At 69.1% G+C, this 19,155-nt stretch carries 18 protein-coding genes; 9 read left to right on the top strand and 9 right to left on the bottom strand.

Annotated features, from left to right (window positions below; genetic code table 11):
- From VLK61_RS12045 to VLK61_RS12015, 7 genes are all read left to right on the top strand, one after another.
- The coding region (locus VLK61_RS12045; protein ID WP_325421445.1) for a DALR anticodon-binding domain-containing protein at positions 1-588 on the top strand (588 nt) is incomplete at its 5' end.
- On the top strand, positions 585-1,274 hold the full coding sequence (locus VLK61_RS12040; RefSeq protein WP_325421443.1) for an SPOR domain-containing protein: 690 nt from the start codon (positions 585-587) through the stop codon (positions 1,272-1,274). The genes VLK61_RS12045 and VLK61_RS12040, both read left to right, overlap by 4 nt.
- A 53-nt stretch (positions 1,275-1,327) precedes the next feature.
- A complete protein-coding gene (locus VLK61_RS12035; protein ID WP_325421441.1) occupies positions 1,328-1,972 on the top strand; it encodes a thiol:disulfide interchange protein DsbA/DsbL in 645 nt (214 codons plus the stop codon).
- A gap of 117 nt (positions 1,973-2,089) precedes the next feature.
- Positions 2,090-2,722, top strand: coding sequence for a lipopolysaccharide transport periplasmic protein LptA (gene lptA / locus VLK61_RS12030; RefSeq protein WP_325421439.1), 633 nt, complete (start codon positions 2,090-2,092; stop codon positions 2,720-2,722).
- Positions 2,719-3,492: an LPS export ABC transporter ATP-binding protein gene (lptB, locus tag VLK61_RS12025; protein ID WP_325421437.1), complete on the top strand. Its 774-nt coding sequence runs from the start codon at positions 2,719-2,721 to the stop codon at positions 3,490-3,492. The genes lptA and lptB overlap by 4 nt, the downstream gene beginning before the upstream one ends.
- Before the next feature lie 15 nt (positions 3,493-3,507).
- Positions 3,508-5,049 (top strand): RNA polymerase factor sigma-54, encoded by a 1,542-nt coding sequence (locus VLK61_RS12020; protein WP_325421435.1) that lies wholly within the window; start codon positions 3,508-3,510, stop codon positions 5,047-5,049.
- A gap of 2 nt (positions 5,050-5,051) precedes the next feature.
- Positions 5,052-6,341 carry a THUMP domain-containing class I SAM-dependent RNA methyltransferase gene (locus VLK61_RS12015; protein ID WP_325421433.1) on the top strand — a complete coding sequence of 430 codons (1,290 nt, stop codon included), beginning with the start codon at positions 5,052-5,054 and terminating at the stop codon, positions 6,339-6,341.
- Here VLK61_RS12015 and VLK61_RS12010 read toward each other — a convergent pair.
- From VLK61_RS12010 to VLK61_RS11995, 4 genes are all read right to left on the bottom strand, one after another.
- Complete coding sequence (locus VLK61_RS12010) at positions 6,338-7,516, bottom strand: MFS transporter (RefSeq protein WP_325421431.1); 1,179 nt, start codon at positions 7,514-7,516, stop codon at positions 6,338-6,340. The genes VLK61_RS12015 and VLK61_RS12010 overlap by 4 nt on opposite strands.
- Entirely contained in the window at positions 7,513-8,247 is a 735-nt protein-coding gene (locus tag VLK61_RS12005) for a 16S rRNA (uracil(1498)-N(3))-methyltransferase (protein ID WP_325421430.1), read from the bottom strand. The genes VLK61_RS12010 and VLK61_RS12005 overlap by 4 nt, the downstream gene beginning before the upstream one ends.
- Before the next feature lie 81 nt (positions 8,248-8,328).
- The gene (locus VLK61_RS12000; protein ID WP_325421428.1) at positions 8,329-8,916 is read right to left on the bottom strand and encodes a hypothetical protein; all 588 of its coding nucleotides are present in this window, start codon (positions 8,914-8,916) and stop codon (positions 8,329-8,331) included.
- Between the two features lie 33 nt (positions 8,917-8,949).
- Positions 8,950-10,626, bottom strand: coding sequence for a long-chain-fatty-acid--CoA ligase (locus tag VLK61_RS11995; protein WP_325421426.1), 1,677 nt, complete (start codon positions 10,624-10,626; stop codon positions 8,950-8,952).
- 131 nt (positions 10,627-10,757) lie between these two features.
- On the opposite strand from VLK61_RS11995, the gene VLK61_RS11990 reads away from it, so the two are divergent.
- Together VLK61_RS11990 and VLK61_RS11985 are read left to right on the top strand one after the other, a co-directional pair.
- Positions 10,758-13,601 carry an ATP-binding protein gene (locus tag VLK61_RS11990; RefSeq protein WP_325421424.1) on the top strand — a complete coding sequence of 948 codons (2,844 nt, stop codon included), beginning with the start codon at positions 10,758-10,760 and terminating at the stop codon, positions 13,599-13,601.
- A gap of 184 nt (positions 13,602-13,785) precedes the next feature.
- On the top strand, positions 13,786-14,244 hold the full coding sequence (locus VLK61_RS11985; protein ID WP_325421422.1) for a hypothetical protein: 459 nt from the start codon (positions 13,786-13,788) through the stop codon (positions 14,242-14,244).
- Between the two features lie 57 nt (positions 14,245-14,301).
- Here VLK61_RS11985 and VLK61_RS11980 read toward each other — a convergent pair whose 3' ends face one another.
- From VLK61_RS11980 to VLK61_RS11960, 5 genes are all read right to left on the bottom strand, one after another.
- Positions 14,302-15,420, bottom strand: coding sequence for a helix-turn-helix domain-containing protein (locus tag VLK61_RS11980; protein WP_325421420.1), 1,119 nt, complete (start codon positions 15,418-15,420; stop codon positions 14,302-14,304).
- Positions 15,413-15,748 (bottom strand): type II toxin-antitoxin system RelE/ParE family toxin, encoded by a 336-nt coding sequence (locus VLK61_RS11975; protein WP_325421418.1) that lies wholly within the window; start codon positions 15,746-15,748, stop codon positions 15,413-15,415. Before VLK61_RS11975 ends, VLK61_RS11980 begins: the two co-directional genes overlap by 8 nt.
- 28 nt (positions 15,749-15,776) lie before the next feature.
- Positions 15,777-16,037, bottom strand: a complete 261-nt coding sequence (locus VLK61_RS11970; protein ID WP_325421415.1) for a hypothetical protein — start codon at positions 16,035-16,037, stop codon at positions 15,777-15,779.
- A 102-nt stretch (positions 16,038-16,139) separates the two neighbouring features.
- Positions 16,140-17,558 carry a Re/Si-specific NAD(P)(+) transhydrogenase subunit beta gene (gene pntB, locus VLK61_RS11965; RefSeq protein WP_325421413.1) on the bottom strand — a complete coding sequence of 473 codons (1,419 nt, stop codon included), beginning with the start codon at positions 17,556-17,558 and terminating at the stop codon, positions 16,140-16,142.
- Positions 17,559-17,574: 16 nt separating this feature from the next.
- Positions 17,575-19,155 (bottom strand): Re/Si-specific NAD(P)(+) transhydrogenase subunit alpha (locus VLK61_RS11960; RefSeq protein WP_325421411.1); only part of this gene is annotated, 1,581 nt, incomplete at its 5' end.

Raw genomic sequence — 19,155 nt, 5'->3', positions numbered from 1 at the left:
ACGGTGATGAAGGGCGGCGAGGAGGTGAAGATCTCCAAGCGCTCGGGCGGCTACGTCACGCTGCGCGACCTGATCGACTGGACCAGCCGTGACGCGGTGCGCTTCTTCCTGATCAGCCGCAAGGCCGACACCGAGTTCGTCTTCGATGTCGACCTGGCGCTGAAGGCCAGCGACGAGAACCCGGTGTTCTACGTGCAGTACGCCCATGCACGCATCTGCTCGGTGCTGGCCGAGCACGCCCGGCGCGGCGGCGCCGAACCCGATGCGGCGGCCGATCTGTCGCTGCTGGCGGCTCCCAGCGAACAGGCGCTGATGCTCAAGCTCGCCGCCTACCCGGACATGCTGGCCGGCGCCGCCGCCGACATGGCGCCGCACGACATCGCGTTCTACCTGCGCGACCTGGCCGCGTCCTTCCACAGCTACTACGCGGCCGAGCGTTTCCTGGTCGACGAGCCCGCGCTGGCCCGCGCCCGCATGGCGCTGCTGGCCGCCACGCGCCAGGTGCTGCGCAATGCATTGGCCGTGCTGGGCGTCAGCGCCCCGGATGCGATGACGCGCGACACAGCGCCCACGGAGGCCGCGGCATGAAGGGCAAAAAACAAGGCGGTGGTTTTGCGCTGGGCCTGATCGTCGGCCTGCTGCTCGGCCTGGCACTGGCGCTGGGCGTGGCGCTGTACATCACCAAGGTGCCGATCCCCTTCGTCAACAAGGTGCCGCAGCGCACGGCAGAGCAAGACGCGGCCGAAGCGGCCAAGAACAAGCACTGGGACCCGAACGCGCCGCTGGCCGGCAAGAACCCGGCGCGGCCGGCACCGTCGCCGGCACCCGCGGCCAGCGGCGTGGCCGATGCGGCCCCGACGGCGAATCCGGACGCAGCGGCCACGCCAGCGCCTCCTGTGGCTCGCAGCGCCGGCCCGGCATCGGCGGCCGTGGCGACGGCCGCGGCCTCCGCGGCGGCTTCGGCCGCGCGCGGCGCCCGGGACCCGGCCGCCATCCTCAGCGGCCAAGCGGCCAAGTCCACCGCCACCAGCCCTGAAGCGTTCAGCTTCTATGTGCAGGCCGGGGCTTATGCCCGCACCGAGGACGCCGAGGCCCAGCGCGCCAAGCTGGCGATGCTGGGCGTCACGGCGCGGGTGATGGAGCGGGAACAATCCGGCCGCACGGTGTTCCGCGTGCGCGTGGGCCCCTTCGATGCGCGCGACGAGGCCGAAGCCATGCAATCGCGGCTGGCCGGGTCGAGCATCGAATCGAACCTGGTGCGCGTGGAACGTTGAACCTTGGCGAGCCGCATGGATCCATTGCGCTCGGACAACGAAAAGGACTTGGCATGAATCGTCGTGATTTCGCCCTCGGGCTTGGCACCGGCAGCCTGGCATCGGTGCTGGCTGGCAGCGCGCACGCGCAGGGCGAACCGGTCGAAGGCCGCGAGTACACCCGGCTGCAGCAGCCCGTGCCGGTGTCGCCCGCGGCGGCCGGCAAGGTGGAAGTGGTCGAGTTCTTCGGCTACTGGTGCCCGCATTGCAATGCCTTCGAGCCCTCGCTCGACGCCTGGGCCCGCAAGCTGCCGGCGGACGTGGTGTTCCGCCGCATCCCGGTGGCCTTCAATGGCCCGCACGAGCCCTACCAGAAGCTGTTCTACGCCCTCGAAGCGATGGGCCAGCTCGACGCGGTGCACCGCAAGGTGTTCGCCGCCGTCCATGTGCAGCACCTGCGCCTGGACAAGGACAGCGATCTGCAAAGCTTCAGCAGCGCCAATGGCCTGGACTACGCCAAGCTCACCGACACGATGAAGAGCTTCTCGGTGGCCACCAAGTGCAGCCAGGCCAAACAACTGACCAACGCCTGGAAGATCGACGGCGTACCAGCCATGGGCGTGCAGGGCCGCTTCATGACCTCGGTGGGCCTGGCCGGCGGCCATGAGCAGGCGCTTCGCGTGATGGACGCGCTGATCCTGAAGGCCAAGAAGGCATAGACGCTGACCCCAGCTGCGGCGCATCGCAGCCGCAGTCATCGCGAAGATTTACCGACATTCGCGCCCAAGGCGGTACAGGCTTGCGACTAGAATGGTCTGCAAGTTTTGTGCCGCCCAATGACTGCCCTTCTCCGCTCCCGATCCATCGCCTGGCTGTGCGCCGGCGCGGCGCTGGCCATCTGCCTGCCAGTGGCGGCCGAGAAGGCCGATCGCAGCAAGCCGATGTCGCTGGAATCGGACCAGCCCTGCACCGTGAACCTGCTGAAGCAGACCAGCAGCTGCAGCGGCAACGTGGTCGTGGCACAGGGCACGCTGCTGATCCGAGCCGAGCGGGTCGAACTGCGCGAGACGCCGGAAGGCTACAAGCTGGCCAGCGCCGTCGGCACCGACGCCAAGCCGGCGCAATACCGCCAGAAGCGCGACAACATCGACGAGCATGTCGAAGGCACGGCCCAGCGCATCGACTACGACAGCCGTGCCAACACGCTGCGCTTCGAAGGCCGTGCCATCGCCCGCCGCCTGCGCGGCACGGTGGCAGCCGACGAGATTCGCGGCCAGGTCATCACCTGGGACAACAACGCCGAGATCTTCAACGTGCAGGGCGGCACCGCCACCGCCGCCAATCCGGGCGGCCGCGTGACTGCCGTGCTGGCGCCGCGGGATGCCGCGTCGGCGCCGCCCGCCCCGGCCGCCAGCGCCGCACCGACCCAGCCGCTGCGCAGCACGCCGGCCCTCGGGGAACGGCGGTGAACGCGTTGCAGCACGGCGCGCCCGCCGCCGGCAGCCGCCTCGAAGTGAGCGGACTGCAAAAGACCTACGGCTCGCGCAAGGTGGTCAAGGAAGTGCACCTGGCCGTCGGCGCCGGCGAGGTGGTGGGACTGCTCGGACCCAACGGGGCCGGCAAGACCACCACCTTCTACATGGTCGTCGGCCTGGTGCGCGCCGATGCCGGGGAGATCAGCATCGATGGTGTCGCGGTGCACGGCAAGCCGATCCACCAGCGTGCGCGCATGGGCTTGTCCTACCTGCCGCAGGAGGCGTCGATCTTTCGCAAGCTCAACGTCGCCGAGAACATCCGCGCGGTGCTGGAGCTGCAGATCGGCGCCGACGGCAAGCCGCTGAAGAACGGCGTCATCGAAGAGAAGCTCAACCAGCTGCTGCACGACCTGTCGATCGAGAAGCTGCGTGATTCGCCGGCCCCCGCGCTGTCCGGCGGTGAACGCCGGCGCGTCGAGATCGCCCGCGCGCTGGCCACGCAGCCGCGCTTCATCCTGCTGGACGAGCCGTTTGCCGGCGTCGACCCGATCGCCGTGATCGAGATCCAGCGCATCATCGGTTTCCTGAAGAGCCGCGGCATCGGTGTGCTGATCACCGACCACAACGTGCGCGAGATGCTGGGCATCTGCGACCGCGCCTACATCATCAGCGAAGGCCGGGTGCTGGCTGAAGGCACGCCGGCCGAAATCGTCGAGAACGCGGACGTGCGCCGCGTCTACCTCGGCGAGCACTTCCGGATGTAAGGCGAGGGCGTGTCCATGAAACCCTCATTGCAGGTACGCCTGTCGCAGCACCTGGCGCTGACGCCCCAGCTGCAGCAGTCGATCCGCCTGCTGCAACTCTCCACGCTGGAGCTGCACCAGGAAATCGAGCAGATGCTCGAACAGAACCCTTTCCTCGAGGTCGAGGGCGACCAGGCCCCGATGGAGATGGGGCTGGAGCGTGTCAACGCACCTGAGAAGACCGCCGAATCGCCGGTCGACCGGGTCGCCGACCGGGATGACAACGCGGTCGACAGCGCGGGCGGCGGCGACGAGCCGGCCGGTGTCGACACCGCCGAGTTCGGCACCACCGAGCGCGAAGACTGGGACAACGGCACCGAAGGCGACGATTTCGACGGCATTCGCGAACTGCCCTCCTCGGCCTCGGGCACCGGCAGTGGCGACGACGACTTCGAGCCGATCGAGTCCGGCGACATCGGCCCGACGCTGCAGGACCACTTGCGCCGGCAGCTGCTGGGCATGCGCCTGTCCGGCGAAGACGCCGCGGCGGTGATGGTGCTGATCGAATCGCTGAACGAGGACGGCTACCTGGCCGACCCGCTGGAAGAGATCGCCGAACGCCTGGCCGGTGCGGGCGACGAATTCACCGAATCCCGCGAAGAGCTGATCGATCGCCTGCGCTGCGCGCTGAAATGGCTGCAGAGCCTGGAGCCCACCGGCGTGGGCGCCAGCAACCTCGGCGAATGCCTGACCCTGCAGCTGCGCACGCTGCCGCGCTGCGAGGCGCAGGTGGTGGCCATCATCATCTGCAAGCAGCACCTGGAGCTGCTGGCCCGGCGCGACATGAAGAAGCTGATGGCCGCCACCGGCGCCGACGAAACGATGCTGCGCGAAGCGCAATCGCTGATCGTCGCCTGCGAGCCCAAGCCCGGCCGGCAGTTCGCGCGCGCCGAAGCCAACATCATCGTGCCCGATGTCATCGTGCAGAAATCCGGCCGCGGCTGGAAGGTGATGCTGAACCCGGACGTGATGCCCAAACTGCGCATCAACGACCTCTATGCGCAGGCCATCAAGGGCCAGCGCAATGGCAACGGCGCAGGCCTGTCGGCACGGCTGCAGGAAGCCCGCTGGTTCATGAAGAACATCCTGCAGCGCTTCGACACCATCCTGCGCGTCAGCCAGGCCATCGTCGAGCGGCAGAAGGGCTTCTTCACCCATGGCGAGATCGCGATGAAGCCGCTGGTGCTGCGCGAGATCGCCGACGAGCTGGGCCTGCATGAATCCACCATCTCGCGCGTGACCACCGCGAAGTACATGAACACGCCCTTCGGCACCTTCGAGCTGAAGTACTTCTTCGGCTCGTCGCTGAACACCGAGGCCGGCGGCAATGCCTCGAGCACGGCGGTGCGCGCGCTGATCAAGCAACTGGTCAGCTCGGAAGACCCGGGCAAGCCGCTGTCGGACAACCAGCTCTCGGACATGCTGGCCGAACAAGGTATCCAGGTGGCACGGCGCACTGTCGCCAAATACCGTGAAGCGCTGAAGATCGCGCCCGCGAACCTGAGAAAAGCGCTCTGACCATGGCCGCCCTGTTCCTGCCCTGCGCGGCCGGTGTCGAACCGCTGCTCGTCGACGAATGCAAGCGCCTGCTCGGCGACAAGGCGCAGGTCATGGCCGCCCGTGGCGGCGTGGTGGTTCACGGCGACGCGCTGACCGCGATGCGCCTGAACCTGCACAGCCGACTCGCGCAACGTGTGCTGTGGCCCCTGGCCCATGCGCCCTACCGCAGCGAGCACGACCTCTACGACCTGGCACGCACGGTACGCTGGGGCGACTGGATCACGCCGCAGCAGACCTTCCGCATCGACACCACCGCGCAGCGCTCACCGCTACAGAGCCTGAATTTCGCGACGCTGCGCGTGAAGGACGGCCTGTGCGATGTGCTGCGCGACGCCACCGGCGAACGCCCCAGCGTCGACACGCGCTTTCCCGACCTGCCGCTGACGCTGCATCTGTCTGCCACCGACGCCACCTTGTACGCCGACACCTCCGGCGAAGCGCTGTTCAAACGTGGCTGGCGTGAAGCCAAAGGCGAAGCGCCGCTGAAGGAAACCCTGGCCGCGGCGATGCTGGCCGCCGCCGGCTGGCGGGGCCGCGCCGAAGATGGCGCGCTGTTCGACCCCTGCTGCGGCGCCGGCACCATCGCCATCGAGGCCGCGCAGATCGCCTGCGGCATCGCGCCCGGCCTGCAGCGGCGTTTCGCGTTCGAGAAGATGCTGCCCTTCCGCACGCACCAGAACGCGCTGCGCCAGATGAAGGACGAAGCCCGCGCACTGAAACATGCGCCGGCCGTGCCGCTGTTCGCCGGTGACGTGGCCTTCCGCATGACCGACTTTGCCACGCGCAATGCCGAGCGCGCCGGCGTCAGCCAGGCCATCGAGTTCAAGACCGCCGACGCGCTGCAGCGCCTGCCACCGGCCGAGACGGGCGTGATGATGCTGAACCCGCCGTACGGGGAGCGCATCGAGCCCAAGGGCTCGCGCGGTGGCGAACGCATCGAGCCCAAGGGCTCGCCAGCAGCCAAAGAACGCGGCAGCCGCGAAGGCTTCGAAGGCGGCGGCTCGCCGGCCGAGTTCTTCAGCCAGCTCGCCAGCCACTGGAAGCGCCACTATGCCGGCTGGTCAGCCTACGTGCTGAGCCCGGACATGAAGCTGCCGCAGGCGCTGCGCCTGAAGGAAAACCAGCGCACGCCGATGTGGAACGGCCCGATCGAATGCCGGCTGTTCCGCTTCGACCTGGTGGCCGGTTCGGCGCGCACGCCGAAGCCGGATACCGAGGCCGATCCCGCCACGGAAAGCCCGCGCGCTTAAGCCGCGGGCGCCCGCGCCATCGCGCGCTGGTGCAGCGCCAGCCAGGCCAGCGCCACGGCCAGCAGGGCCAGCGGCAGCAGCGCACCGAGGTTCATCGCCTGCCAGCCGCCGGTGGTCACCAGCGCGCCGCTGGCGAACGAGGTCAGCGTCATCGTCAGGTAGACGCAGAAGTCCAGCGCCGCCTGCGCCTGCGTCTTCTCTTCCGGGCGCCAGGCGCTGGTGGCCAGCGTGGTGCCGCCGATGAACAGGAAGTTCCAGCCCACGCCCAGCGCCAGCAGCGCGCCGAGGAAGTGCATCACGTCGTTGCCATGCAGCGCGAAAGCGACGCAGCCGGCGTTCAGCAGCAGGCCGACGATCATCACCGGCAGCACGCCGAAGCGCTTGATCAGCCGGCCGGTGAAGAAACTGGGCACGAACATGCCCAGCACATGCCACTCCAGCACCAGCGCGGTGGCCGAGAACGGGTGCGCGCACTGTTGCATCGCGATCGGCGTCGCGGCCATCAGCAGGTTCATCACGCCATAGCCGATGGCGCAGGCCGCGGTGGCGATGATGAACAACGGCTGCCGCACGATCTCGGCCAGCGGCCGGCCCGTGGCCGGCTGGCCCTGGCCCGGCAGCGTCGGGAACGGGATGCACGAGATCAGCAGCAGGCTCAGCAGCGCCACGCCGCACAGCGCCAGGTAGGCGCCGGCGAAGGGCTGCGCCAGCAGGCCGCGGCTCCATTGCGCCAGGTTGGGTCCAACCACCGCGCCGAGGATGCCGCCGGCCAGCACCCACGAGATCGCGCGCTCCTTGTACGCGGCGTCGACCAGCTCGACCGAGGCGAAGCGGTACAGCGAGCCATTGGCGTTGTAATAACCCGCAATGACCGTGGCCGCGGTCAGCAGCCAGAAGTCGCGTGTCAACACCGCCCAGGCGCAGACCGCCGCGCTGGCGATGGCCACCAGCAGCCCGAGCTGGAACGCACGCCGGCGGCCGTAGCGCCGCTGGTGGTGCGCCACCAGCCCGGTCGCCAGTGCACCGCCGGCCACGTAGCCGGTGATCGGCAGCGTGGCCATCCAGCCCGCCGGCGCCAGCGCCAGGCCGACCAGGCCGTTGATCGCGATGAAGGTCACGTTGTTGACCATCAGCAGGCCCTGGCACAGCGTCAGCAGTGCAAGCCGCGGGTTCATGCCGAGGCTCCGCCGATGCAGGCCAACGCGGCCAGCGGCGCCGTGTCGGCGCGCAGCACGCGCGGGCCCAGCGACACGGCGACAAAACCGTGGCGCAGCGCCAGCGCCTGCTCGGCATCGCTCAGGCCGCCCTCGGGGCCGCTGAGCACGGTGATCCCGCCGGCCTGCGCCAACGGCGTGGTGGCCCGCAGCAGCGGCGGTGCCTGCGGGTCCAGGCTCAGCAGCAGCCGTGCCGGTGCGATCGGCGCCAGCCCGGCCAACCACTCCCGCAGCGGCAGCGGCGCACCGATCAGCGGCACGCGGTTGCGGCCGCTTTGTTCGCAAGCCGCGACGGCCACCGCCTGCCAGTGCGCGGCCTTGCGCTCGGCACGTTCACCGGCCACGCGCAGCACCGAGCGCTCGCAGACCAGCGGCTGGATCGCGACCACGCCCAGCTCGGTGGCCTTTTCGACCAGTGTGTCCATGCGTTCATTGGCCGGCATGCCCAGCGCCAGCGTCACCGCGACGTCCAGTTCCCGCTCGACCGGTTCATGGGCGAGCACCCTCACCTGCACCGATTTGCGGCCCATCGCCAGCACCTCGGCCGACCATTCGCCGCCCTGGCCGTCGAACAGGCACAGCGGTGCGCCGGGCTGCAGGCGCAGCACCTGGGCATGGCGCGCGGCGTTGTCGGGCAAGGGCAACTCGATGCCGGCACGCAGCGCCGGCTCGACATGGAAGCGGGGAGTCATGGGCCGGCAGTGTGCACCAGCGCTGCGCCGGGCAGCCGGGCGGCCGGGCGGGTCCAGGCCCGCGGTGCCCAGGGGCAGAGGTCAGGCCCCGGCGCAGAGGGTCTCGGTGATGCGGTAGGCCGCGCCAGCCCCTTGCGCGGCCCGCACTTCGTCGATGAAGCGCGCGGCCAGCGATCGCAGTTCATCCGGGCCGTTGCATTTTTCCACGTCCAGCACCATGCGGTAGCCCTTGATCAGGCCCAGCAGTGGCCGCGCCTGCGCGGTCATCGTGTCGTACAGGTGCCGGTAGCCGACCACGGCCAGCCGCACGCGCAAGGGCGCTGTTTCATCCGGCCGGACCACCGGCGCGGCTTCGGCGACGGGCACCGCGGCCTCTGCGGGGACGGAGGCGGGGACAGGCTCCGGTGCCGGTGCCGGTGCCGGTGCAGCCGCCGCCGGCGCCGGCGCGGAAGACGCCGACGATGCACTGCGCACCGGCTCGACCATGGCGCCATCGATCAGCTGCTGCAGATCGGCCAGCGTGCTGCCGTTGACCAGCCCCACCCAGTCGGCGCCCGGCTTCTGGCCGTCGATGATCAAAAGCAGGTTGCGCGCCGGCCGCGACAAGGCCTGCGCCCTGTCGCGGATGGCCTGGCGGCCGACTTCGGTCTTGACATAGCGCGTCGTCATGGGGGTTGGGTGCCCTGCCCGACGATCAGCGCGTCAGCGCCGTGCGTCGCGCAGTTCGCGGCGGAGGATCTTGCCTACCGGTGTCTTCGGCAGTTCGGTGCGGAACTCAACCACCTTGGGCCGTTTGTAACCCGTGAGATTGGCCTCGCAGAACGCCCGCACGTCGGACTCGCTGACCGCCTGGTCCTTCTTCACCAGCACCACCTTCACCGCCTCGCCGGCCTTTTCGTCCGGAATGCCGACCGCGGCGCATTCCAGGACGCCGGGCATCTGGCTCAGCACATCCTCGATCTCGTTCGGGTAGACGTTGAAACCGGAGACCAGGATCATGTCCTTCTTGCGGTCGACGATGCGGAAATAGCCGCGCTCGTCCACGGTGCCGATGTCGCCGGTGCGGAAGAAGCCGTCGGCGGTCATGACCTTGGCGGTTTCATCAGGGCGCTGCCAGTAGCCGGCCATCACCTGCGGGCCGCGGATGGCAATCTCGCCCGGTGTGCCCAGCGGCACTTCCTTGCCATCGTCGTCCAGCAGCGCCAGCTCGGTCGACGGCATCGGCAGCCCGATGGTGCCGCTGTACGCCGTGGCATCCACCGGGTTGCAGGTGGCCGACGGGCTGGTCTCGGACAGGCCGTAGCCCTCGCAGATCGGACAGCCGGTCTTCTCCAGCCATTGCCGCGCCGTGCCCTGCGTCACGGCCATGCCGCCGCCGACCGAGATCTTCAGGTGGCTCCAGTCCACCTTGTCGAAATCGGCGTGGTTGGCCATCGCGGTGAACAGCGTGTTGACGGCCGGCAGGCTGTGGAAGGGCTGGGCGGCCAGCTCTTTCAACATCGCCGGGATGTCGCGCGGGTTGGCGATCAGGATGTTGCAGCCGCCCATGCGCAGGCTCAGCATCATGTTCGTGTTGAAGCCGAAGATGTGGTACAGCGGCAGCGCGCAGACGGTGACGATCTGCTCGCCCGACGGGATCTTTTTCAGTGCCGGCTGGTACCAGGCCTCGGCCTGCAGGATGTTGGCCACCAGGTTGCGGTGCAGCAGCACCGCGCCCTTGCTGACGCCGGTCGTGCCGCCGGTGTACTGCAGCACGGCGATGTCGTCCGACGCGATCTTCGGCGCGGTGTACGTCATGCGCCGGCCGCGGCTCACCGCGTCGTTGAAGCGGGTGGCGCCGGGCAGCGAAAACGCCGGCACCATCTTCTTCACGCGCCGCACCACGTGGTTGACCAGCGTGCCCTTCAGCAGCCCCAGCATGTCGCCCATCGAGGCCAGCAGCACCTGCTTGGTCGGCACCTTGTCCAGCACCTGCTGGAACACCGACGCGAAGTTCTCGAGGATCACGATCGCCTTGGCGCCCGAATCCTTCAGCTGGTGCTCCAGCTCACGCGGCGTGTACAGCGGGTTGACGTTCACCACCACCAGCCCCGCGCGCAGGATGGCCGCTACCGCCACCGGGTATTGCGGCACGTTGGGCATCATCACCGCCACCCGGTCGCCGCGTTCCAGCCCACTGCCCTGCAGCCAGGCGGCCAGCGCGCGTGAGGTTTCATCCACCTCGCCGAAGCTGAGCGCGCGGCCCATGAACTTGTAGGCCGTGGCCTCCCGGTATTTGCGAAAGCTCTCGTCGATCAACGCCACCAGCGAGGGGTAGACGTCGGTCTTCACCTCGGCCGGCACGCCGGCGGGGTACTGCTTCAGCCAGATCTTCTCCATCAATCACTCCGTTCCTGGGGGCGGATTCTGACGGACTGCTGACATACCGGGATCAGGGCATTCGATAGCCGGGCCGCCCCCGGTGTGTGCTGCGGCGAGCCCTTTCTACAATCACGCCAGCCCCATCGACCATGAGCGAAGCCCTCGATACCGCCGGCCGCAACGCGCCCTTGCACACCCGCTGGCAACTGCGTTTGCTGGGCGATCTGACCCTCACCGACGGTACCCGCACGCTGCAACGCCTGTCCAGCCGTGCCGCTGCGGCGCTGTTGGCGCGGCTGGCCATGGCGCCGCAACGTGCCCATGCGCGCGAGGAACTGATCGAGCTGCTGTGGCCCGGCGTGGCGCTGGATGTCGGCCGCAACCGGCTGCGCCAGGTGTTGTCGACGCTGAAGAGCCTGCTCGATGCGCCCGGCGCCACCGGCGCGCCGGTACTGCAGGCCGACCGCCAGGCGCTGCGCCTGACCGCCGATGCGCTGAGCTGCGACGTGCCGGCCTTCGAAGCCGCGCTGCGCGCCGGCCGGCTCGACGAGGCCCGGGCGCTGTACCGCGGCGAGTTGCTGCCGGGCTTCTTCGACGAATGGATCGTCGACGAGCGGCTGCGCCTGGCGGCCTTGGCAGACCGGCTCGACGATGCGCCGGGGCCCGGGCGGACGGCGGGCACGGCCCCCACCGGCGTCGCTGTCGCCCCAGCTGCCGCGCCGGCCACGCCCGCTGCGGCCGCATACCCCCCGCCGCGGCCTGTCCGCCCGGTGCTGCCGCACTACCTGACCCACCTGCGGGGCGCCGACACCATCGGCGCGCGGCTGCGCAGCGAGGTGCAGCGCCAGCGCCTGGTCACGCTGCTCGGGCCCGGCGGCCATGGCAAGACGCGGCTGGCGGTGGAAGTAGCACAGGCGCTGAGCGACGGCAGCGGCTGGGCCGAAGCGAACAGCGCGCCGCGCTTCGACATGGTGGCCTTCGTGCCGCTGGTCGGCTGCCTGCAGCGTGAAGAGATGCTGGACGCACTGATGCTGGCGCTGCGCCAGGAAGGCCACGCCAGCCATGGGCTGCGGCACTTGGCTGGCGTGCTGGCCGGCCGCCGCACGCTGGTGGTGCTGGACAACTTCGAGCAACTGGTCGATGCCGGCGCACCGGTGGTGGCCACGCTGCTGGAGCAGAACCCGGGGCTGCACCTGCTGGTGACTTCGCGGCGCGCGCTGGGCCTGGCCGGCGAGCAGGAGTTCGTGCTGCCGCCGCTGCCGCTGCCGGAGCCCGATGCCGGCGATGAAGCGGCGCTGAACCCGGCCGTGGCCTTGTTCGTCGACCGGGCCCGCGCGGTGCGCGCCGATTTCCACCTGAGCAGCCGCAACCGCGACGCGGTGATCGCGCTGGTGCGGCTGCTGGAGGGCATGCCGCTGGCCATCGAGCTGGCGGCGTCGCGCGTGCGCAGCGTGCCGCCGGCCAGCCTGCTGGCGTTGCTGCAGGCAGCGCAGCCCAGCGTCGACAGCGACGCTTCGCCGCACGGCGAGGCCGGTGCAGCGCACGGCAACGCACTGGCCCTGCTGTCGCGCAGCGGCCCGCGCGGCGGCAGCGACCCGCGCCATGCCTCGATGCTGGCGGTAGTGCAGTGGAGCTGGCAGATGCTGTCGCCCGAGGCGCAGCGCCTGCTCGGCCGGCTGTCGGTGTTTGCCGGCGGCTGCACGCTCGATGCGGTGCAGGCCGTGTGCGGCGACGGCAGCACCACCGTGGCGCTGGCGCTGGACGAACTGGTGATGCATTCGATGCTGCGCAGCGATGCCGAAACCGCCCGCTTCGAGCTGTTCGAGCTGATCCGCGTGTTCGCCGCCACCATGCTGCCGGCGGCCGACGCGCCGGCCTTGCGGGCCCGCCATCGCCGCTGGCTGATCACCTGGGCGCGGGCGCTGCCGCTGGCCGCGCCGCTGCAGCAGGTACGGCACGAGCTGGCCAACATTGGCACCGCCGTCGCCGGGGCCGCGACCGATGGCGCGCCGGAAGATGCCGCCGCGCTGGTCGATGCGCTGCAGGGCCCGCTGTCGGACATCTCATTGCCGCAGGGCGCGATGCGGGCGCTGGCCCGCTGCGCCGATGCGCTGCCCACGGCCCCGCAGCGCGCAACGACCCGCGCCTTCCTGGCGCGGGCACTGTTCCGTGCCGGCAACCCGGCGGGCGCGACACCGCTGGCCGAACAGGCCTGGGCCGAGCTGCCCGAGGCGGCGCTCGGCAACGGCCTGCCGCGCGCCGGGGTGCTGGCCCGTCTGGCGCACCTGCGCTGGCGCATGCAGCGCGACGCCGGCGTGCAGGCCTGGCTGGCCGAAGCGCTGGCGCTGGCTGAAGCGGCCGGCGCCGTGTCGCTGATGGCCAGCGTGCTGGCCACGCAAGGTGCGATGGCCCGCCCGCGCGACCCCGCCGCCGCGATCACGCTGCAGCGCCGCTCGCTGGCGCTGTGGACGCAGGCCGGCGACGTGCAAGGCATGAACACCGGCCGCGCCAATCTGGCGATAGCCCTGGCCGGATCGGCCGCTGGCTGCCCCGAGGCACTGGCGCTGCTGGACGAGATGCTGGCCAGCACCCACGCCAGCGGCGACTGGGTGCAGCACGCGCACGGCTGCAATGTGCGCGGCGAAGCGCTGACCCGGCTGCGCCGCTGGTCCGAGGCTGCCGCGGCCTACCGCGACTGCGTGCAACTGGCCTTTGCGCTGCCTGAGACGCTGCTGCTGGCCTATGGCCTGTGGAACCTGCCGCGCGCGCTGGCCCACCTGCGCCTGCCCGACACCGCGGCAAGGCTGATGGGTTTTGCGCAGACCTTCGCGCCATTGCATTGCGGACCGCTGAGCCGCGCGGACCGCCATGACCTGCGGCGCGTGCGGCGGCTGTGCCGCGTGCAGCTGACGCCGGCCGCGCTGGCCGCGTGCTGGCGCGAAGGCGTGGCGCTGACGCTCAGCGACGCGGTGCGCCTGGCGGTGCACGGCTGAACCCGGCCAGCCGGCGCGGCTGCGTAGGCGGCTGCGTTGGCGACTGCGGGCATCGGCGATCGTGTGGGTCAGCCCCTGAGCGCAGCAGGGGCATTGCAGCGCTCGTCTAACGCTCGTCTAACGGCCGCTGCGCACAGTGGGGGTGTTGCCGCAAGGCCCACCCCTTTTCCGCCGAGGCCCGACGATGAACGCTCTTGCAAACCCCAGCACAGCCGCCGACCCGGCAGCCGCCCCAGTGCAGGCCTGGCCCGCCGAGCAGTCGTTCAGCACGCAACTGAGTTTTGCGCTGGAGCGCCCGGGCGTGCCGACCGGCCTGCGGCCCTCAGCCGGCACGGCCGACCTGGCAGCAGCCGAGCGCATCGCCGGCACCTACACCGTCAGCTACAACGCAGCCAGCGGCTTGCTGGCCTTGTCGGGCACATTGAACGTCGACGGCGCGACCTACTTCGTCGATGACCAGCTGACGATCGACCGCGAGGCCAGTTTCGAGGCCTACCTCAGCGCCCACAGCGGCGGCGAGCCCGCCACCGAACGCCGGCTGACCGCCTGGTCGGTCAGCGGTTTGCCGGAAGACGGGCCGGGGCTGAAGCTGCTGGCCGGGCTGGCGGTGATGTCGCACCTGGGGCTGCAGCGGGGCAGTTGAACCTCGTCATGCCAAGCAGGCGCCATGCGCGCGTCGCGTCAATCTGACGGGACAGGTTCATGCATCGTTCTGGCATGTGAGGGTGTAGCGCGCCTTGAGCTTGGTCAGCGCATGGCCGTATCCGATGCGGCCGCGGTGTTGAAGCTGGCCGACCACGATGCCGGGATGAAGACCGAGCTGGCGGGCGAAGTCTTCGATGCCGGCATGGGTCAGCGGCAGTCGCTGCAACTCCCCTTGCAACGCTCGAGGAATCAGCACGTCGGTTGCGAATCGATTGGCCTCCTGCTCCTCCGTCGACAGCACTGTGTCGCCAGACGACGCATCGTCAAGAAAGACGGCTCGTGTAGGGTGCTTGAGCACATGCGCGATCTCGTGGAAGAAGCTGAACCAGAAGCCATCGTTCCATTTGCCCAACAACGACAGCTGGATCAAGGGCTTGCCGCCCACCCAGCGGGCCACGCCAGTGACATGGGTACCGGGCAAGGCAGGCACGAAGACCAGCGCCGCGCCGGCTTGCGCACACAAACGGGTGAGCTCAGGGCGAATGGACACCGGCGGCTGCAAGCTGAGCGCACGCATGGCCGGCAATGCAGCTTCCAGCATTGCAGCGTTGTAGTCGGCGGTTTGCAAGCGTGCGGCAGCCAGTTCGCCCATGCGCAGCCAGGCCGTGATGGCCGCCACATCGGTCTGCTTCTCGGGCTTCGCACGCCGAAACTGGGCCTGCAGTTGGTCGTACTGAGCCGCCCAGCCTTCGGGTGAAGCGACGCCAAAGAATCGCAACAGCGGCTCGACCAATTGTTCGGTGAATGCTGCAGTCAGTCGACCTGCCGGCAAGACGCCGGCCTCCTGCAGCGACTTGAGCGGAAAGCGTCTCAACCAGGGCAGATGCGCTTTGTGCGACTCCGCCGCGCGCTGGCGAGCCAGATGTTCTCGGTAGCGCGCCTCTCGGGCCAGCCAGAAATGAGCGGGCACCTGCAGCACACGCTCCAGTTCGAGTGCCGTGTCTTCGGTGATCTCTTTCTTGCCAGCGACGATTTCGTTGACTGCCTGAGGCGGTCGACCCATGCGACGCGACAACTCGGCCTGACTCAGCGCGCGCTCATCCATCATGTCGCGCAGGGTTTCACCTGGCGGCGATACCTCGCTCGGCGCATACACGGGCAGTGATTCAGTCATGGTAGTCCACCACTTCGATAACGGTCACTTGATCAATTGCGCTCCAATCCAGTCCGCCATCCGGTTTGGTCGGCGGGGGCTGGCGCTTGGGGCGAACGATGAGCCGCATGCCGCCGGCCAATCGGCAGGACAGCTGACCACGGCGATCACCCGCGAGTTCTTCCCAGTGACCTGGCAGGTGGCGCATGTCTTCCAAGCTCAGCGCAGCATCCAGATCGTCCAGGCGGGTCTTCAGCTTGCCAGCGACAGGCTCGCCAAACCGCTTCTTGCGTTCCGTGGCGGACTCGCAGACCTTCTTCAGCCGCTCGTTGGCAAAGCTGACTTCCATTATTTTCGTTCACCCCTGAGGTGAACGACTATATCCCACCGCGATTATCATCCAGCCCGGCATTGAGCAGCGCCACGTCCTGCGAATGGCGGAACTCGCCGGGCGCCTGGCCTTCGCCGCGCGGGTGATCCGGCAGCACCGCGTGCATCTCCCGCAGCAGGCGCAGGACCAGCGGGAAGCCACCGCGCAGACGACGAGGCTCAAACAAGGATTGCCGCTGTTTTGGCTTTGCCGGTTCAAGTAAAACAAGGCCGGCATCCAGCCAGCCCTCTGCGGCGCTGCCGAGCAAGGTTTGGGTCTCAGGCGTGGACCTCGCGTGGGGCGAGGACGCCCCACGCCTTCGCAGGCTGTCCGCCGTGGACGGCACCTGTCGGGCCCATCATCAGGTCCCTCAAGCCCGCAGCGCGGCCAGCACCTCGTCGAGCATCTTCTTGGCGTCGCCGAACAGCATGCGGTTGTTCTCTTTGTAGAACAGCGGATTGTCGACCCCGGCGTAACCGGAGGCCATGCTGCGCTTCATGACGATGGAGTTATGGGCCTTCCAGACTTCCAGCACCGGCATGCCGGCGATGGGGCTGGTCGGGTCCTCCTGCGCGGCCGGGTTCACGATGTCGTTGGCGCCGATGACCATCGAGACGTCGGTGCCGGGGAAGTCCTCGTTGAGCTCGTCCATCTCCATCACGATGTCGTAGGGCACCTTGGCTTCGGCCAGCAGCACGTTCATGTGGCCCGGCATGCGGCCGGCCACCGGGTGGATGCCGAAGCGCACCTTGACGCCCTTCTCGCGCAGCAGCTTGGTGATCTCGTACACCGTGTGCTGGGCCTGCGCCACCGCCATGCCGTAGCCCGGCACGATGATGACGCTCTTGGCCTCGCGCAGCAGTTCCGCGGTTTCCACCGCGCTGATCGGCGTCACCTCGCCGGCCGGCTGCGCGGCACCACCGGCCGCCGCCACGGGCGCGCCGCCGCCGGTGCCGAAGCCGCCGGCGATGACGCTGATGAAGTTGCGGTTCATCGCGCGGCACATGATGTACGACAGGATCGCGCCCGAGGAGCCGACCAGCGCGCCGACGACGATGAGCAGGTCGTTGCTGAGCATGAAGCCGGTGGCCGCCGCGGCCCAGCCCGAATAGCTGTTGAGCATCGAAACGACCACCGGCATGTCGGCGCCGCCGATGGCCATGACCATGTGGATGCCGAACAGCAGCGCGATCACGGTCATCACCAGCAGCGGCATCATGCCGGAGCCGATGTCATGCGCCTGCAGGAACACCCGGCCGAACCAGATCACGATCAACAGGCCGGCCAGGTTCATCCAGTGCCGGCCGGGCAGCAACAGCGGCTTGCCGCCGATCTTGCCCGAGAGCTTGCCGAACGCGATGATCGAGCCGGAGAAGGTGATGGCGCCGATCAGGATGCCGATGTAGATCTCCATCTCGTGGATCGATTTCTCGGCGGGCGTCGGGAACACGGTCGAGGTGTCGACATAGCTGGCAAAGCCCACCAGGCAGGCGGCCAGGCCCACCAGGCTGTGCATCAGCGCGACGAGCTCGGGCATCTGCGTCATCTGCACCTTCTTCGCGGCGAAGAGGCCGATGCTGCCGCCGACGACCAGCGCGCCGATGATCCAGGCATAACCGGCCGGCGTGACACGCGGGCCGAGCACGGTGGCCAGCACCGCGACGGCCATGCCGATGATGCCGAACAGGTTGCCGCGGCGTGCTGTCTCGGGGTTGGCGAGTCCGCCCAGGCTGAGGATGAAGAGAATGGTGGCGCCGATGTAGGAGACGGTGGCCAGGCTGGAAGTCATGTCCGAGTCCTTGTTCTTATTTGCGGAACATCGCCAGCATGCGCCGCGTGACCGCGAAGCCGCCGAACATGTTGACGGCCGTGAGCGCGAGCCCGAAGACGGCCAGGCCCAGGATCAGGACATTCGGCCGATCGGTGCCGGCGCCGGTGAACGGCGGCGCCACCTGCACCAGCGCACCGATGGCGATGATCGACGAGATGGCGTTGGTGACGCTCATCAGCGGCGTGTGCAGTGACGGTGTCACGTTCCACACCACCATGTAGCCGACGAAGCAGGCCAGCACGAACACCGTGAAGTGCGCGAGGAAGCTGGCTGGCGCGTAGAGACCGACCAGCAGGAAGGCCAGCGCGCCGACACCGAACACCGTGACCAGCGACTTGGCCGACATCGGCTCGCCGGCACCGTGGCCGTGGCCCTTGGGCGCCGCCGCCGGCATGGCGGCAGGCTTGGCGGCCACCACGGCCGGCAGCTTGGGCGGCGGCGGCGGCCAGGTGATGCTGCCTTCCTTGATGACCGTCAGGCCGCGGATCGCGTCGTCTTCCATGTTGACGTTGATCACGCCGTCTTTGGTCTTGCACAGCTCCTCGGTCACGCGCAGCAGATTGGTCGAGTACAGCGTCGACGACTGCTTGGCCAGGCGGCTGACCAGATCGGTGTAGCCGACGATGGTGACGCCATGCCGGACCACGGCCTCGCCGGGCACCGTGAGCTCGCAGTTGCCGCCCTGCTCGCCGGCCATGTCGACGATGACGCTGCCCGGCTTCATGCTCTTGACCATCTCGGCGGTGATCAGCTTCGGTGCCGGCTTGCCCGGGATCAGCGCGGTGGTGATGATGATGTCCGCGTCCTTGGCCTGCTTGGCGTACATCTCGCGCTGGGCCTGCAGGAAGCCCTCGCTCATCACCTTGGCGTAGCCGCCGCCGCCGGAGCCTTCTTCCTCGTAGTCGACCTTGACGAATTCACCACCCAGCGACACGACCTGGTCGGCGACCTCGGCGCGGGTGTCGTTGGCGCGCACGATGGCGCCCAGGTTGGCGGCCGTGCCGATGGCGGCCAGACCGGCCACACCGGCACCGGCGATGAAGACCTTGGCCGGCGGAATCTTGCCGGCGGCGGTGATCTGGCCGTTGAAGAAGCGGCCAAAGGCATTGGCGGCCTCGATCACCGCCCGGTAGCCGCTGATGCCGGCCATGGACGTGAGTGCGTCCATCTTCTGGGCACGGGACAGCTGGCGCGGCAGCGAATCGATGGCCAGCACGGTGACCTTGCGGGCCGCCAGCTGCTGCATCAGTTCGGGGTTCTGCGCGGGCCAGATGAAGCTGATCAGCATGCCGCCTTCGCGCATCAGACCCACTTCGGCGGCGCTGGGTGCACGCACCTTGAAGACGATGTCCGCGCCGGACCAGAGCTCGGCCGTCGTGGCCACGATGTCGGCACCGGCGGCGCGGTAGGTGTCGTCGGCGAAATTCGCGGCGTCGCCGGCACCACTTTCGACGGCCACCGAGAACCCGAGCTTGACCAGCTTTTCCACCACATCGGGCACGGTCGCGACGCGCTTCTCGCCTGCAGCCGTTTCCCTCGGAACTCCGATACGCAA

It is taken from the genome of Aquabacterium sp., from assembly GCF_035476535.1.
In the GTDB taxonomy this organism is placed as follows: Bacteria; Pseudomonadota; Gammaproteobacteria; order Burkholderiales; family Burkholderiaceae_C; genus Pseudaquabacterium.
The sequence above is the reverse complement of the archived record's forward strand: the minus strand, read 5'-3'. Positions and strand labels throughout refer to the sequence as shown.

Excerpts from the sequence above, each read along its gene's own strand:
- VLK61_RS11990 (WP_325421424.1), top strand. The coding sequence starts at position 10,758 with ATGAGCGAAGCCCTCGATACCGCCGGCCGCAACGCGCCCTTGCACACC.
- lptA (WP_325421439.1), top strand. The coding sequence starts at position 2,090 with ATGACTGCCCTTCTCCGCTCCCGATCCATCGCCTGGCTGTGCGCCGGC.
- VLK61_RS12040 (WP_325421443.1), top strand. The coding sequence starts at position 585 with ATGAAGGGCAAAAAACAAGGCGGTGGTTTTGCGCTGGGCCTGATCGTC.
- VLK61_RS12000 (WP_325421428.1), bottom strand. The coding sequence starts at position 8,916 with ATGACGACGCGCTATGTCAAGACCGAAGTCGGCCGCCAGGCCATCCGC.
- VLK61_RS12035 (WP_325421441.1), top strand. The coding sequence starts at position 1,328 with ATGAATCGTCGTGATTTCGCCCTCGGGCTTGGCACCGGCAGCCTGGCA.
- VLK61_RS11980 (WP_325421420.1), bottom strand. The coding sequence starts at position 15,420 with ATGACTGAATCACTGCCCGTGTATGCGCCGAGCGAGGTATCGCCGCCA.
- pntB (WP_325421413.1), bottom strand. The coding sequence starts at position 17,558 with ATGACTTCCAGCCTGGCCACCGTCTCCTACATCGGCGCCACCATTCTC.
- VLK61_RS11975 (WP_325421418.1), bottom strand. The coding sequence starts at position 15,748 with ATGGAAGTCAGCTTTGCCAACGAGCGGCTGAAGAAGGTCTGCGAGTCC.
- VLK61_RS12005 (WP_325421430.1), bottom strand. The coding sequence starts at position 8,247 with ATGACTCCCCGCTTCCATGTCGAGCCGGCGCTGCGTGCCGGCATCGAG.
- VLK61_RS12010 (WP_325421431.1), bottom strand. The coding sequence starts at position 7,516 with ATGAACCCGCGGCTTGCACTGCTGACGCTGTGCCAGGGCCTGCTGATG.
- VLK61_RS11995 (WP_325421426.1), bottom strand. The coding sequence starts at position 10,626 with ATGGAGAAGATCTGGCTGAAGCAGTACCCCGCCGGCGTGCCGGCCGAG.
- VLK61_RS12020 (WP_325421435.1), top strand. The coding sequence starts at position 3,508 with ATGAAACCCTCATTGCAGGTACGCCTGTCGCAGCACCTGGCGCTGACG.
- VLK61_RS11985 (WP_325421422.1), top strand. The coding sequence starts at position 13,786 with ATGAACGCTCTTGCAAACCCCAGCACAGCCGCCGACCCGGCAGCCGCC.
- VLK61_RS12015 (WP_325421433.1), top strand. The coding sequence starts at position 5,052 with ATGGCCGCCCTGTTCCTGCCCTGCGCGGCCGGTGTCGAACCGCTGCTC.